Raw genomic sequence first — 14,775 nt, 5'->3', positions numbered from 1 at the left:
CTTAACCTCCTAAGACAATTTTTGCAGCCTGCAGCAATACACTGTTAGCCAATGGCGGCAGATAAATTCCACCTGCAATCAGGATAGCGGCCGATACACCCATCGCTGTCATCGCCGGTGCTGCCACTGTAACACGGCCCATTCCATCCGGGGCGATGCCAAAGCCCATTTTAAGCGAATACCGCATCATACCGGCAAAGATTGCCGCAAGCAATAACAGGGTTATCCCGCCAAGCACTCCTTGCTGGTTGGCAAACAACGACATAATGATCATGAACTCGGAAATAAAGATGCTAAACGGAGGAGAGCCGGTAATGGCCAGAATACTAATGATAAACAGGGTGGCTACCAAGGGCATCACGCTGACTACGCCACGAATTTGCCGGATATTTTTCGTTTTGTATTCCTGCGTAATCATGCCGGCCATATAGAACAAAGCCGATTTGGCAACCGCATGATTGACGATATGCAGCAGTGCGGCATAAATCGCCAGCGGTGTCCCCACGCCCAGACCTAATGTGATAATTCCCATATGCTCCACGCTGGAATAAGCTAACAGCCGTTTTACATCATGCTGGGCCAATACGAACGGGATGGCAATCACTACCGAAAGTCCGCCGACTCCCAACAGCAGATATTGCGGGTATTCAGCACCAATCACGGCCTGAACAATAATCACATTGCGTACAAGCACATACAGCGCACAGCTGAGCAATGCCCCCGACAGCAGTCCGCTGATTGGTGACGGTGCCTGACTATGGGCATCAGGCAGCCAGGTATGCATCGGCGCAAGACCGGCTTTGGTGCCATAGCCAATCAGAATAAAGATAAACGCGATTTTGACCACTGCCGGATCAAGCTGGGCAGCAATTCCCCGCAGTGCCAGCCAGTTAAGAGCATAGCCTGCACCGCCTGCCGTTGCCTGTGCATAATAGAGAATCATCGTCCCGAATAAAGCAAGGCAAATGCCGACAGTACAAATCATTACATATTTCCAGGCAGCCTCCAGGGCGTCCCGGTTGAAATAGAAAGCAACAAGCAATGCCGATGCCAGTGTTGTTCCTTCCACAGCTACCCACATAAGCCCCAGATTGCCGACAATCAGCACACTGATCATGGCAAAGCTAAACAGGTTGAACAAAGCATAATACCGTGACAGCATCAATTCGGAAATACTGCCGTCCCGGACTTCCTTTTCCATGTATGGCAGGGAAAACAAGGTAGCAGTAAAGGTAAGCAGCGCAACAACAAACAGCATAACCGCACTAAGGTGATCGACATAAAAGAATTCTGTGCTGTATACCGTTTCCTGGGTGATACGGTAGATCATGGTGAATAATACGCCGGTAACGGCTGTACTGCCCAGCAGATTGACGGTGCGCAGCGCCGCAGGCCTGGTCTGCAGCAGAGACAGCACGCCGGTGACAATAGGCAGAGCCAAAGCTAACAAGATCAATTCATGCATGATATCACCCCTTCAACTTCTTTAGCAGGCTCGTATCAGTCGACTCAAGCGACAGCTTCAGCCGGTAGGTAAGAATGACCAACACCACCACTGCCACCAACACGTCCAGGAAAATGCCCATTTCAATAATCAGCGGCAGCCCTTGCGTAATAGACAAGCCAAACAAATACAGGCCGTTTTCCATCGTAATCAACCCGATAATCTGCATGACAGCCTGACGTCGCATCATGATAAAAAAAAGGCCAATCAACGTCAGCGATACCGCTGCCGGCAGGGTGGATGCAACTGCTATTCCGGGAAGATTAGGACTGATCAGGCCGTAGGATAAGATAATTGACAACAGCGCCATAAACGTGGAAAAGTTCGCTTTAACAATTTCCCGACCCACAATTTCCCGCTCCTCACGCAGGTACGGCAGCAGCCGGTATAAGGCAAAGGGTATAATCCCGACCTTGATGGCTGACGTTAAGAGTGCTGCGATGAACATATGAACTTCATGGGTCTGAATGCCGATTATGACACAAGCCATCGCGACAATAACCGATTGGACCAGCACAATATTAATTGCCAGCCGTAGATTGGAAATACGGGTTTGTAAAATAGCTGCCAAGAGCAGCAATATCGTTAACAGTTCCATACTTACCCCCTCCCTCCTACTGCGCCACGAGTGCCAGCAGCGAAACTACACCTGCAGCAGCCATAAGCCCAGGCACACGAAATAAACGGATCTTATTGGTGCTGGTTTCCATCGCTGCAAGCAAAGCTGCCGCCAGCACTACTTTGAACAGCATCCAGGTGGCCGCAAACAGCCCGGAAGTAAAGCCTTCCGGCTGCCAGGGAACGAACAGATTGACTAGCAGCAGAATAAATATTAATTGCTTTATGGCCGATGCCCAGAAGATCAGTCCGACCGGACGTCCCGAATACTCCAGTACCATACCTTCGTGAACCATGGTCAGTTCCAGATGCGTATCAGGATTATCCACCGGAATGCGCCCCGTCTCAGCAATGGTAATCATGAGAAAGGAAACCGCCGCCAGCAAAGCGGAAAATGTGACCGGTGATGTCCCTGCCGCGGCAGCCATTGCTGATAAGCCCGTTGAATCAGCATTATAGGCTACGGTAAACAAGGCCAGCATCAGGGGGGGTTCTACCAGCACACTGATAAACATCTCACGGGACCCGCCCATACCGCCAAACGAACTGCCGGCATCTAAAGACGCCGCCGCAAGAAAAAATCGCCCCAGTGCAAAGAGGTATACCAGTGTAAACAGGTTGTCAAACTGGATCCCGCTATGTGTAAAGACGGTTGGGACCATCGCTGCAGCCCCAATGGTTGTAGCAAAATATATGTAGGGAGCAAAGTGAAATATCCAGGATACGGTTGGCGAGATGACACTATCTTTTTTGAGGTATTTGGCATAATCGTAGTACGGCTGGAAGTACGCAGGACCACGCCGGCTCTGCAGACGAGCCTTGGTATTTTTGACGATGCCCTGAATCAGGGGCGCCAGCAGTACGATGACTATCGATTGTAAGAGAATTGTTGTCGACATGTGGTCACCACCTCGTACTAATAATTAAAACGACTACCGTGACTGCCATGATATACCCGATGTAGAGCTGCAGGCTTCCGGCCTGAATACCGGTTAGATACTGAGCTAAATTTTGGACTCCATCCTTGAGCGGATTGTAGAGCAGTTCATTCACGTAATGAGTCACATGCACGTGGAGCCTGATCTTTACACCATGATAAGGATTGAGCGCTTTATCAGTAACAATTTCATCCACCGGATTAAGCACATTACCAAATGCACGGCGAATGGGTTGAGCAAAACCGGTAGCTGTATATTCCATTCGCGCTGTTGGAATAATGCCGCACGTCCAGGTTTCACCACTCACCCGGCGGGGACTTCCGTTCCATCGGGCAAAAATGATCGCTGTAAGCAGACCGGCTGCGATTAGCAGTACCACTACTGGCATGGTCAGAGCGCCGCCTGCCTGCCGGGTTTCAAAGGCAATCGCATACCACTGGCTGCTGTTAAACAGACCTGCCGTACTGATGCCTTCATGTCCGGCTGCCACCTGCTCCAGTATGCTAAGCATCCATTGGGGCCACACACCGGCAGCCACACAAGTCAGTGACAGCCCTGCCATACCTGCAAGCATCGTCCAGTGTACCTCTGCTGCCTGCTCAGCCTTGGCACTGCGCGGCTTAGCCAGAAATGTTATGCCGAAGGCCTTTACAAAGCAGGTAGCCGCCAATGCACCGGTCAGCCCCAGCAAGGCAATTAACATGACTGCCCAGAACTTCCCTACAATTCCCGCGACTGCCTTGGGCAGAAAGAACAGCGCCTGAAAGGTCAGCCATTCACTGACAAAGCCGTTAAGCGGCGGCAGTCCGGAAATCGCAGCGGCACCAATCAGGAAAAAGACCGCCGTATAGGGCATTTTTTTTATTAGTCCACCGAGCAGCTCCACATCTTTTGTATGGGTAGAGTGAAGCACTGCGCCTGCCCCCATGAACAACAGCGATTTAAAAACGGCATGATTGAAAACGTGATAAAAACCTGCTATCCAGGCCAGTCCTGCCAGCAAGGGCATTCCTTTGCTTGTAAAAACCATCCCTGCACCGACACCAAGCAAAATAATGCCGATATTCTCCACACTATGATAAGCAAGCAGCCGCTTCAGATCATGCTCCATCAAGGCATACAGCACTCCAAAGACTGAAGAAATGATAGCCAGTGCCAATATCAGCTGTCCCCACCACTCAGGGCCGCCGCTTAAGAACTCCAGGAAAAACCGGCTCATTCCATAAATCGCTGTCTTGATCATAATTCCCGACATCAGGGCAGAAATATGGCTGGGAGCAGCCGGGTGAGCTTCGGGCAGCCAAATATGCATCGGCATAACACCCGCTTTTGTTCCGAAGCCGAATAAGGCACATAAAAAGACCACACTGCGCAAGCTTTCCGACATCAACCCGTTTTTCAGCAGTTCAAAGTCCATGGTGTTTGCGGCAGAGGCGAGCAGCAAAAAGGCGATCGCAATAAATGCAGTTCCTACGTGAGTCATTAGAATATACAAATAAGCCGCTCCGGTATTTGCTGTTTTTTCATACTCGTGATTCACCAGAAAAAAGGACACAACCGTCATCAGTTCCCAGACAATAATAAAGGCTACAACCTGACTAATGGTCAAAACCAGCAGGATGGACAGCAGGAACAGGTTGTATAACGCTGCCAGCTGTGAATATCTGCGGTTATAGTACTCACGGGTATAGCCAATAGCATATATACTCGCAGCTGTTCCCACGATACCGAAGGCCAGCAAAAAGAAGGCAGCCAGCGAGTCGAGCCGGATCTTGATTAATCCCAGCGGAGCACCAAATTGAAAAGCTAGTGTTTGGCCACCTGAGATAAACACAGAAATTGCCAGGCTAATTGTGGCCAAGCAGCCTAGTGCAGCCAGCCCATGGGATAAAACATTCGTCATTTTGGGCCTTTCACTGGTAAGAAGGGCAGCTGCCACTCCCAGACAGAACAGGCCAAAAGCAAGGATATAGAGTTGATCTATCGGCACTACAATCACCGCCTCAATTTTGAATTACAAATTACCTACCCATTCGGTACAAGTATTGGCTGCTGTGAGCAGCCTGCCGGTTCTTCTCGCGCTTATCTGCTGCCAGATCTGCCAAGCGCAGCGCCTGATACGGACATGCCGCCACACAAACCGGCCCTTGCTCTCTGCCCAGGCAAAGATCGCACTTATTACCGACGAGACGTATTTCGCCCTCAGACGAACTCACACAGGGGTCCGCTGCTTTAGCCGGTGCCAGATTGATTACTTCAAACGGGCAAGCCTCGATACAATCGCGGCAGTTATTGCACTGGCCCGTATCGATCACAAGCCGCCCGTCCTCCATGTGGATGGCCTTGTGGGCACAGGCCCGGGCACAAGGAGCGCCCTCACATTGATGGCATTGTACGGGTACCATCGCGCCACTTTTTCTTGTGACAAACAGCTTTGGTATAATCGGACCAGTAACAGTTCCGATGGTTTTCCCCACATTATGATGATAGGAATGGCAGGCTATTTCACATACCCTGCAGCCTGTGCATTTCTCCTTATCGGCTATCACGAAGGGCAGCAGTTTCATACCTGATACCTCCTACAGCAAGCACTTATTTTCTCGCCACATAGTGGGTATGCAGTAAGTGATGCGATTCGTGGCCTAAAGGTTCACCCAAAAACGTATCATACAGTTTCTGAACATCGGGATTGTCATGGGATTTGCGGAGCTGAAGATTTTCATCATGAACATAGGTATTCGTCGTTCTGCTGACATAAGATTCGGGCTTATCGAATGGCAGAAGCACCTTAGGCTGACCGCCGCCACTCACACAGCCCACGGGACAGCACATAACCTCTATGAAATGATAATCCGCCTTCCCTGCTTTAATTTGCTCCATAATGACTTTGGCATTTTTAAGGCCCGATACAACGGCAACCTTTAAGGTCAGATCACCCGCTTTTACACTAGCCTTGCGAATTCCCTCGCCACCCCGGACATAATTTATACTAATTTCCGGTATTGCTTCCTGGGTGATTAATTCATACCCGGTACGCAGCGCCGCTTCCATTACCCCGCCGGTTACGCCGAAAATGGTAGCCGCTCCGGTATACGTCCCCAGTGGCTTGTCGAATTCTTCCTCTTCCAAGTGGACAAAATCAATCCCGGCATCTTTAATCATCTGGGCCAGCTCCCGCGTTGTAATCACTACATCCACATCGCGGTAACCGCTTGCATCCATTTCCGGCCGTTCACATTCGAATTTTTTACAGGTACAGGGCATAACAGAAACACTGAAAACTTTTTCGGCCGCAACTCCGTCGACTTTCGCTCCATAGGTTTTAAACAGCACGCCCGCCATCTGCTGCGGAGACTTGCAGCTCGAAAGATGAGCAATAAGCTCGGGATAGGTCTGCTCGACATATTTGACCCAGGCCGGACAACAGGAAGTAAACATGGGCAGCGTACCGCCGTTAGTTACCCGCTGAATAAGCTCGGAGCCTTCTTCCATGATTGTCACATCAGCCGCAAAGTTGGTATCATACACTCTGGCAAAACCGATTTTCCGCAGCGCTGCCGCCATTTGCCCCGGAGTCAGGCTGCCTAACGGCAAGCCGAATTCTTCCGCTATCGCCACCCGTACGGCAGGCGCGCATTGCACCATTGTAAACAAGTTCTTATTCGCTAAAGCGGCTTTAACTTTTAGAGCGTCACCGCGGTTATACGCTGCAAATAACGGCTCTTTTACCGATGGGAGCAAGCCCCGTTCGACCATTTTTTCTTCACGTGGTGTAATGTCTTCGTCAAAAATAGAAGCATAGGCACTACAAATCTGGATACACTGGCCACAGGCAACGCAGCGCTCCTGGATGACGGTCTGAGGGTGTCCCTTTTGTCCTTCAATGGCATCGACCGGGCAAATTGCCACACAGCGCTGGCAGCCGGTACACAGTTCCTGGTCAATTTGAATAATGGGATTTGTACGCATGCTAATCCTCCTGTCTTCTAAAACTTAGCCCTTTTCTTAACCAATGAATTTTTTCACAGCGTCCTGCAAGCTAAGCGCGGCCTCTATATTGCGTTTTTTCTTCTCTTGTTTGGGCACAACCATTTCCAGTGCATTTTCCGGACAGGCCCGGACACAGGCCGGACCGGCAGCATGGCCTGCGCACAAATCGCACTTGCTGGCCACTACCATTTCTTTTTCCATCAGGCCGTCTTCTGTTTCCACCTGCAAAGCACTTTGCATGACAACCTGGCCATTCCTATAGACCGGAGCAAAATCAATAGCACCAAAAGGACAAGCCATCAAACAGGTTTTACAGCCCATACAGCTACTTTCATCAATGATGATATTTCCTTTCGTCTGGGTAATTGCGCCCACCGGACACACTTGCGCACAAGGCGCATCTTCACAGTGGCGGCATTGGATCGGCATCGTTACCGTTGACGTCTTAACCAGATATAATTTAGCAATAAGCGGAGCGTCAAGCATTCCGGCAGTAACAGCCGCCCCCTCAGTGTGAGCCACAGAGCAAGCCACTTCACAAACTCTGCAGCCGATGCACTTATTGGGATCGGCAAGGATAAACGCATTCAGATTGGTACTCATTATAGTTGCCTCCTTCCTTTGTCAGATTGCTGCCCAGTTATATCCCGCTCTTATTTTGAATTACCGCACAGACCTCAGAAACTTCTTTCTCCTGGTCCTTGCGTACATAACTGTACCAGTAAAATCCAGCTACAAAAATTGTTCCCCCCACGATATTGCCAAGGGTTACGGGAATCCAGTTATTGAATACGATATTGGTCCAGTTCACTCCATCCAGAGCCGCTTGCGGCAGCTTAGCCGCTTCAATCACACCGGGAGTATATTTGGCAAATAAACCGGCTGGAAGGAAAAACATATTGGCGATACTATGCTCAAAGTTACTCATGACAAAGGTCATGACTCCTACATAAGCGGCGGCACATTTGCTGATAACATCCTTTGCCACAAAACACATCCAAACTGAGATACAGACCAGCCAGTTGCAGAAAATTCCCCTGACAAAAGCTTCCGACCAAGTCAGACTGACTTTGGTCGCAGCGATTTTCAAAGCATAGGCCCCTAGCAGCGCGTTATTAAATTTCCACAGGCCTGAATAGTACATTAGTCCTGCCATAAAAACAGAGCCTGCCAAATTAGCTAACAGCACCCAGAACCAATTGCGTAATAGCTCAGTCACCGAAATGCGCCCGTCAATACATGCAGTGGTCATAAGGGAATTGCCAGTGAATAATTCTGCGCCATTATTCACAACCATCATGAGGCCCATGGAAAAAACCGACCCGAACATAAAGCGTTGAAAGCCCGCCCCAAGGGAAGTCAAGTCATGGGTAGCCATTGTGGCACCATTGGCTCCAAAAGCAATGTAGCAGCCTGCGAGAAAACCCAGGGATAACATTTGGCCAATACCGAGTTTCACTCTGCCTACTTGCGCCTTACAGCAGTTTTCGGCTGCCTCTACCGGGGTAAAACAATTCATTTGTAATCCTCCTTCTTTTACACTACTCTTGCTGGTCCCTAGTTTCAGCATGGCCTGTAACTCATCACGCTCTTTTGGGAATTTTAGGTTGTGCCAAAACTTGTTTCACAGTGTAACTACCTATAAATGCAAAAAGCATGCCAAAATGGCATGCCTTTTTAGAACATCAGTAGCTCTAAGCTTTTGCACAGTGCGAGTTTTCGATGTTGAACCTATTTATACTTTTCATACTCCCGTTAGTTTGATCCCTCAATGGCAACATAACATCGTCGCAGAATTCACATTATTCTGCATTTGTTGCAGACTATGCAAATGCAGGGTCTGCAATATATGCAAGTGACTCCCTGCCATTAATTTTCTGAAGAAGCCATTAGTTTCAAGCCCGGCCGTCGTGCATCACCTACGCGAACGGTGTATTTGCACATATCAAAATACTCCAGCAGCGGCAATGCCACTTTGCGGGATGTATGAATCATGGTACGCAACTGGCTTACGGTAAGTTCTTCATTATTTCGGAAATATTGCTGAAGAATTTGAATGATCTTCTGTATGGTTTTTTGATAGATATAGGCTGTGTCTACCTGTATGATTAAGCCTTTACTCAGCAGGATATTAAAAGCTATATTGGCCTTTTCCGGCACTAACTTCAGCTTTTCGCCGAGAATAGCCGCATCAATTGTCAGAAAGTCAGGCTCTGCCAGCACTTGATCGCAATTATTAATCAACTCTTGAAACCAAGCCCTATATTTTATTGCATGTGACGGTAAGGCAATCTCTCCGTCATGACTGATCAGCGTACCTTCCGTATTCCAATAGGCGGCAACTTTATCGAAGCTCTTGTCTGCCAACTCCAGTTTATGCCTGATGATTTCTCTGGATAAACCTGCCCGCTCTGGCTGTTCCCTGTGAAAAACCTCCAATAGAGCTGCACACTGCTGTGTTAATGTCTGCAATGAACTTCTTGCAATAAACAGCCGGTCTAACATTACTATTTTTTGTTCTTCCTCCAATACTGCTAAACTTCTGTCAACCTGCCTGCTATTGATATAGCCCGCCTGCCTCTTAATTTCCCCATCCGCCATTGGCCCCTTATTTTCCGTTAAAATTTTATACACAATCGTTCTAGTATCCCGCTCCAGCAGGGCCTGAGCAAGCAAAGTCCGGTGTTCACCAATCCGGCGAGACTGCTTACCTGGTGCAATCAGCATAACGCCACCCAATAAAAGCTGCGGTGAATACAGTCTGATAATTCCTCTGTCACCAGCGCCGACTGCTAAGGGTTCTTCTGCAATCAGCCGCATGTAGTGGGGAAGCCCCTCCTTAAAGGAGTAAAGGCGACCTAAAAATTCACCTGTTCCTATATGCATTCTGACTCTTGTGCCACTCTCTAGCGGCTGCTGCAGCATCACCATAACATCCCAGACAGTGTCGATCTGCCCATACGCTTCATTGCTGAGAGACATACCACGAGTAATCTCACTTGCCGCCACACCTGCCAGATTAAGCGCGGCCCGCTGTCCGGCATAAACGGCGTCTACCTTTTGGCCATGACTTTCTGTGCCGCGTACTCTCACTTGCCGCCCCGATGGATACAGCGTCAACGCATCGCCAACAGCAGCTGTACCACTGAGCACCGAACCGGTAACAACGGCCCCATAGCCTTTTATTGTAAATATCCGGTCTATCCAGAGTCTAAAAGGTGCCAGACTGTCACGCAGCACTACTGCACATGCGGCTTTTAGCAGCTGCTCTTTCAAGCACGCAAGTCCCTTACCGGTAACAGCTGAAACACGGCACCGGGGAGCATCAGCTAAAAAAGTATCTGTGAGCAGCTCGCTCACTTCCTCGTCCACCAGCTCCAGCCACTCTTCATCGACTTTATCAACTTTATTAATAACGATTATCCCCTGCTTTATCCCCAAAAGGTGCAGCATAGCCAAATGCTCTCTGGTCTGAGGCATAACGCCTTCGTCGGCGGCAATGACAAGCAGCGCCAGATCAATACCGCCTGTACCTGCCAGCATATTTTTCAAGAAGCGTTCGTGTCCGGGGACATCAACAATACCTGCCATGATTTCAGAACTCAATTCCAGAGTAGCAAATCCCAGATCAATGGAAATCCCCCGGGCTTTTTCTTCCTTAAGCCTGTCAGTATCTGTACCGGTTAATGCCTTAATTAATGCCGACTTTCCATGATCAACATGACCTGCGGTCCCGATAATGACATATTTCATGGCATTACCCCTTTCGCCACCCTAGTACAAGCCGTCTCAATAATCGCCATATCCTCTGCTGCTAAACATCGCACATCCAGTAAAACTCTTGCTGCCTGTATGCGCACAATAATAGGAATACAGTGTGTTCTAAGCGCTTCTTCTACGAAAGCCGCACTATGCTTAGGTGTCACAATACTGACTCCGAAGCTTTCAAATTCTACCTCTGGCAACGTTCCGCCGCCTGCCTGAGAAAGGAGTGGTACAACTTCAATACGCCAGCCGTAGGCCGCAAGCGGCTGCAGTAGATCAGCCAGCTCATTGGCTTGCTCGCGTAGCTCATCCGCCGGCCTGTTCAGCATTCGCTGCACTGGAATATCCAGTCCACGGCCCAGCAAATAATCAATGAGTGTTCCCGCTAGTGCCGCTAATGATAATTTATCAATTCTGAGCGCCCGCATGAGGGGATGTTTCTTCATTCTTTCGATATACTGCTTTTTACCGGCAATAATGCCAGCCTGCCCTGCGCCCAATAACTTATCGCCGCTAAATGTTACAATATCAATTCCGGCTGCCAAGCATTCACTGACAGTCGGCTCTTGCCAGCCATTGACTTTGATCTTCCGAAAGGTACCACTGCCTAAATCTTCAACAAGCGGTATTCCATTTTGATGAGCAAGTGCAACCAGTGCTTTATCCTCTGGCTGCGCTGTAAAACCGACAATGCGGTAATTGCTAGTATGCACTTTTAAAATAACCGCCGTTTGTTCCGTAATGGCCTGTTGAAAATCTGATAAATGGGTTTTATTCGTAGTACCGACTTCCACAAGCCGCGCACCACTTTGTTTTAATACATCCGGAATGCGAAAGGAGCCGCCTATTTCTACGAGCTGCCCACGACTTACAATAACTTCACGATCTTTGGCTAATACCGATAATACCAGCAGCACCGCCGCCGCATTATTATTAACAATTATAGCGTCTTCGGCACCAGTTAACGCACACAATTTATCAACGACATGAGCATAGCGGCTCCCTCTCTCTCCGGTAGCCACACTATATTCCAAAGTACTATACCCGGACATCATTTCATTAACCATCCCGATTGCCCGTTTTCCAAGCGGCGCCCGGCCTAAATTAGTGTGCAGCACCACTCCGGTTGCATTAACAACTTTGCGCAGACTGCAGCTGCCTAATGCTGTCAATTCATTCTTCACACTATCCACTAAGCTGTCGGCGGAAATATCGATTAGCTGATCCTGCCTTATCTTGTCCCGGGCTTCATTCACTACTGCTCGCAGCTTGTCAACTATCAATTCCCGGGAGAAGCTGCCTAAATCAGGTTGATTCAGCGCTACTCCTAATAAGCGTTCTATTGCAGGTATCTCTCGCATTGTAAGCCAATTTCTTTTCATAATGCCTCCCTGCTGCCTCGATCGCACATGCCGGTTACATTGCACTCATCAAAATAGATTGTTCACTCATACGCTTTAGTGATATAATGAAATATATGGAAATGGATGAGGTCTGGTGGCCTCTGCGGTCTTCAAAACCGTTCGCGGGGTATTAATTTGTCCTGGGTGGGTTCGATTCCTACACATTTCCGCCACTGAGAGATAAGGCTTCACCGCATTTGTGCTGTGAAGCCTTTTTGCTATTGTTTTGCCGGTAATTACGCCTGAAGCATTTCAATAAAAGCTTCAATACGTACTCTGAGCTGTTCCGTATCGCTGCTTGAGTAGTCTGTTTCTACCTGTATATAGGGCAATCCAAATTGTTCATCAAGATATTTTTTAATTGAATAGGCTTCAACGTTATACGTATGACAGCCAATCCAGGTCAAATCCAGTACACCATTGACTTTAAATTCCTTTGCCAGGCGGCCCAGCAGCTCATAGCGGCCAGCATTCGGCGACATACAGGAACAGGCAATGGCTAAATATTTCTCGGCAATTGCCTGAAGCGGATCTTTATTTTCATCTTCGTCAACCAGCACATCTACCGGTTTATAGCCGGTACAGTTTTCCTGACAAACTACCGTTCCGCCCAGCTCTTCCACCAGCTTGATCACTTTTTCCGACCCCAGACCGACTGGTACTCCGGTGAGCAAAATACGGGGCCCCTCTTTTTGCTCATTTTTTCCTAAACCGGCTTTAACAGAAGCAGTCAATTCTTCCAGCATGGTGATAACCTTTTCTTTGTCCGGATAAAATCCCCGGTTATGTGCAACCGTCAGTATTTCTAAGCCGGTAAGCGGGGCAGGAACATGCCGGTTAAGCTCGTACAGGTCGCGCAGAGCTTTCCGCTCGCGGTTGGCAAGCTTGATCGCCGCCCGCAGTTTACTGGGAGTAAGCTCCACTCCAAAGTGCTGTTCCAGCCGCACCTTCAGCTTCTGCACTTCTTGAAGCCAAAGATCTTTGGACTCAGGCGCAGCCTGCTCTTGCGGCAATTGCAGCAGGTGCATCGGCTTATATTGAGCAAGAAGCTCATACATCTTCTTTTTACCGTCACAGGTAGTTTCCGCCACTAAAAGATCGGCAAAATTAAAAAACGGACAAGTATCGGTTGCAGCAAATCCATAGCTGGATTTAATCAACGGACACAGATTATGGGGCAGTACTTTCTCCGCTGCTGCAATTGGTTCCTGTTTCGTGCCGCATAAAGAAACAGGGTAAGCATCCGCTGCCATAATCAGCTCCTGCGGCGAATAGGTGCAATACATACCCACTACTTTTTTGCCCTGCTCTTTTTCCTCTTTAATCTTCATCATCCCTTGTTCACGCAGCTTAGCAAACTGTTCCATTAATACTGGATCAATCATTTTTCTCACTCCTATCGTTTTTTACGCTTTTCGGGCAATCGCTGCTATGGCTGTTATCACTGCTTTCATTTCCTGTTCAGTATTAAAGAAGCCCGGACTTAGACGACAAGTTCCTTGCTCCAGCGTACCGATAGTCTGATGAGCCAACGGAGTACAATGAAGTCCTCCCCGGGTCACAATCCCAAATTCTTTTTCCAGCAGAAGGCTTACCTCTTGAGAATCCATCCCATTAACAGAAATGGAGAGGATTGCCGTTCGATCTTTCATTGACGGCATTCCATATCGCTTTACCTTGTCTATCCCCGCTAAGTGATCCCATAAGAATTCCGTAAGTTTTTGTTCATGAAGCCGGATAGCATCTATCCCCTGCTCCAGTACAAAACGTACACCTGCTCCCAAGCCAACAATCCCCGGAGTATTCAAAGTCCCGCTTTCCAGACAATCTGGCATAAATTGCGGCTGCTTCGTATCCTGCGATTGCGAACCAGTGCCGCCTTCTTTCAAGGGAGTAATCGAAATACCCGACCGCACATAAATACCGCCCGTCCCTTGTGGACCATAAAGTCCTTTGTGGCCTGTAAATGTCAGAATATCAATTACCTGGCGCTGAACATCTATCGGCAGTACTCCTGCACCTTGTGCGGAATCAACTAAAAATAAGATCCCCCGCTCCCGGCATATTTGGCCTGCCTCGGCCACAGGCTGAATCGTTCCCGTTACGTTTGACGCAAGCTGCAGCCCCACCATTTTAGTGTTTTTCTTAATAGCGCTGACTAACTTCCTTGGATCAAGCAGCCCTTCGCTATTACAGGGAACTATGGTAATTTCCACGCCATGCTCCGCTAAGGTAAAGGCTGGCCGGACTAGGGCATTATGTTCCATGCTGCTAATGATCAGATGATCGCCTGGCACTAAAGTCCCTTTTAGCGCGAGGTTTAACGCTTCGGTGATATTCAAGGTAAAAGCAATGCGCAAAGGATCGTTTATATGAAACAATTGGGCCAAGAGCTCGCGGGTCTCTAACACTACGCTGGCAGAGGTTAGAGCAAAGCTGGTTGTTCCCCTCCCGGGATTGCCGCCAATGCTGCGATTAAAATGATCAATTGCCGTATAAACTGCTTCCGGCTTTGGCCAGGAAGTCGCTGCGTTATCCAGATAAATTCCCTTCATTC

12 protein-coding genes and 1 tRNA gene are annotated in these 14,775 nt (G+C 48.7%); 1 reads left to right on the top strand and 12 read right to left on the bottom strand.

Features of this window, described 5'->3' with window-relative positions; all coding sequences use genetic code 11:
• Position 1: 1 nt before the first annotated feature.
• The 10 genes from RTR76_RS01415 to selA all read right to left on the bottom strand — a co-directional run bounded on the left by RTR76_RS01415 (position 2) and on the right by selA (position 12,197).
• Positions 2–1,465, bottom strand: a complete 1,464-nt coding sequence (locus RTR76_RS01415) for a hydrogenase 4 subunit F (RefSeq protein WP_312515813.1) — start codon at positions 1,463–1,465, stop codon at positions 2–4.
• Between the two features lie 4 nt (positions 1,466–1,469).
• Positions 1,470–2,102: a hydrogenase gene (locus tag RTR76_RS01410; RefSeq protein ID WP_312515810.1), complete on the bottom strand. Its 633-nt coding sequence runs from the start codon at positions 2,100–2,102 to the stop codon at positions 1,470–1,472.
• A 16-nt stretch (positions 2,103–2,118) separates the two neighbouring features.
• On the bottom strand, positions 2,119–3,021 hold the full coding sequence (locus RTR76_RS01405) for an NADH-quinone oxidoreductase subunit H (protein WP_312515806.1): 903 nt from the start codon (positions 3,019–3,021) through the stop codon (positions 2,119–2,121).
• A 4-nt stretch (positions 3,022–3,025) separates the two neighbouring features.
• Positions 3,026–5,050 (bottom strand): hydrogenase 4 subunit B, encoded by a 2,025-nt coding sequence (hyfB, locus tag RTR76_RS01400; protein ID WP_312515802.1) that lies wholly within the window; start codon positions 5,048–5,050, stop codon positions 3,026–3,028.
• A gap of 31 nt (positions 5,051–5,081) precedes the next feature.
• Positions 5,082–5,627, bottom strand: coding sequence for a 4Fe-4S dicluster domain-containing protein (locus RTR76_RS01395; protein WP_312515799.1), 546 nt, complete (start codon positions 5,625–5,627; stop codon positions 5,082–5,084).
• Positions 5,628–5,652: 25 nt separating this feature from the next.
• Positions 5,653–7,029, bottom strand: a complete 1,377-nt coding sequence (locus tag RTR76_RS01390) for a [FeFe] hydrogenase, group A (RefSeq protein WP_312515796.1) — start codon at positions 7,027–7,029, stop codon at positions 5,653–5,655.
• Between the two features lie 36 nt (positions 7,030–7,065).
• On the bottom strand, positions 7,066–7,653 hold the full coding sequence (locus tag RTR76_RS01385) for a 4Fe-4S dicluster domain-containing protein (RefSeq protein ID WP_312515793.1): 588 nt from the start codon (positions 7,651–7,653) through the stop codon (positions 7,066–7,068).
• Between the two features lie 37 nt (positions 7,654–7,690).
• The gene (locus tag RTR76_RS01380; protein ID WP_312515790.1) at positions 7,691–8,569 is read right to left on the bottom strand and encodes a formate/nitrite transporter family protein; all 879 of its coding nucleotides are present in this window, start codon (positions 8,567–8,569) and stop codon (positions 7,691–7,693) included.
• A gap of 350 nt (positions 8,570–8,919) precedes the next feature.
• Positions 8,920–10,803 carry a selenocysteine-specific translation elongation factor gene (selB, locus tag RTR76_RS01375; protein WP_312515787.1) on the bottom strand — a complete coding sequence of 628 codons (1,884 nt, stop codon included), beginning with the start codon at positions 10,801–10,803 and terminating at the stop codon, positions 8,920–8,922.
• Complete coding sequence (selA, locus tag RTR76_RS01370; RefSeq protein WP_312515784.1) at positions 10,800–12,197, bottom strand: L-seryl-tRNA(Sec) selenium transferase; 1,398 nt, start codon at positions 12,195–12,197, stop codon at positions 10,800–10,802. Before selA ends, selB begins: the two co-directional genes overlap by 4 nt.
• Positions 12,198–12,294: 97 nt before the next feature.
• Here selA and RTR76_RS01365 point away from each other — a divergent pair.
• Positions 12,295–12,391: transfer RNA gene (locus RTR76_RS01365), tRNA-Sec, on the top strand.
• Positions 12,392–12,454: 63 nt separating this feature from the next.
• Here RTR76_RS01365 and RTR76_RS01360 read toward each other — a convergent pair.
• Positions 12,455–13,603 carry a double-cubane-cluster-containing anaerobic reductase gene (locus RTR76_RS01360; RefSeq protein WP_312515780.1) on the bottom strand — a complete coding sequence of 383 codons (1,149 nt, stop codon included), beginning with the start codon at positions 13,601–13,603 and terminating at the stop codon, positions 12,455–12,457.
• Positions 13,604–13,624: 21 nt separating this feature from the next.
• The gene (locus RTR76_RS01355) at positions 13,625–14,773 is read right to left on the bottom strand and encodes an aminotransferase class V-fold PLP-dependent enzyme (RefSeq protein ID WP_312515777.1); all 1,149 of its coding nucleotides are present in this window, start codon (positions 14,771–14,773) and stop codon (positions 13,625–13,627) included.
• Positions 14,774–14,775: the final 2 nt, after the last annotated feature.

It is taken from the genome of Anaerospora sp., from assembly GCF_032013335.1.
Lineage (GTDB): Bacteria > Bacillota > Negativicutes > Sporomusales > DSM-15969 > Anaerospora.
Note: the sequence above shows the minus strand (reverse complement) of the source record. Positions and strands in the feature narration are given on the sequence as shown.

Bases quoted from the DNA above. Each gene is read 5' to 3' on its own strand.
- RTR76_RS01415 (WP_312515813.1), bottom strand. From the start codon at position 1,465: ATGCATGAATTGATCTTGTTAGCTTTGGCTCTGCCTATTGTCACCGGC.
- RTR76_RS01410 (WP_312515810.1), bottom strand. From the start codon at position 2,102: ATGGAACTGTTAACGATATTGCTGCTCTTGGCAGCTATTTTACAAACC.
- RTR76_RS01405 (WP_312515806.1), bottom strand. From the start codon at position 3,021: ATGTCGACAACAATTCTCTTACAATCGATAGTCATCGTACTGCTGGCG.
- RTR76_RS01395 (WP_312515799.1), bottom strand. From the start codon at position 5,627: ATGAAACTGCTGCCCTTCGTGATAGCCGATAAGGAGAAATGCACAGGC.
- RTR76_RS01390 (WP_312515796.1), bottom strand. From the start codon at position 7,029: ATGCGTACAAATCCCATTATTCAAATTGACCAGGAACTGTGTACCGGC.
- RTR76_RS01385 (WP_312515793.1), bottom strand. From the start codon at position 7,653: ATGAGTACCAATCTGAATGCGTTTATCCTTGCCGATCCCAATAAGTGC.
- RTR76_RS01380 (WP_312515790.1), bottom strand. From the start codon at position 8,569: ATGAATTGTTTTACCCCGGTAGAGGCAGCCGAAAACTGCTGTAAGGCG.
- selB (WP_312515787.1), bottom strand. From the start codon at position 10,803: ATGAAATATGTCATTATCGGGACCGCAGGTCATGTTGATCATGGAAAG.
- selA (WP_312515784.1), bottom strand. From the start codon at position 12,197: ATGAAAAGAAATTGGCTTACAATGCGAGAGATACCTGCAATAGAACGC.
- RTR76_RS01360 (WP_312515780.1), bottom strand. From the start codon at position 13,603: ATGATTGATCCAGTATTAATGGAACAGTTTGCTAAGCTGCGTGAACAA.
- RTR76_RS01355 (WP_312515777.1), bottom strand. From the start codon at position 14,773: ATGAAGGGAATTTATCTGGATAACGCAGCGACTTCCTGGCCAAAGCCG.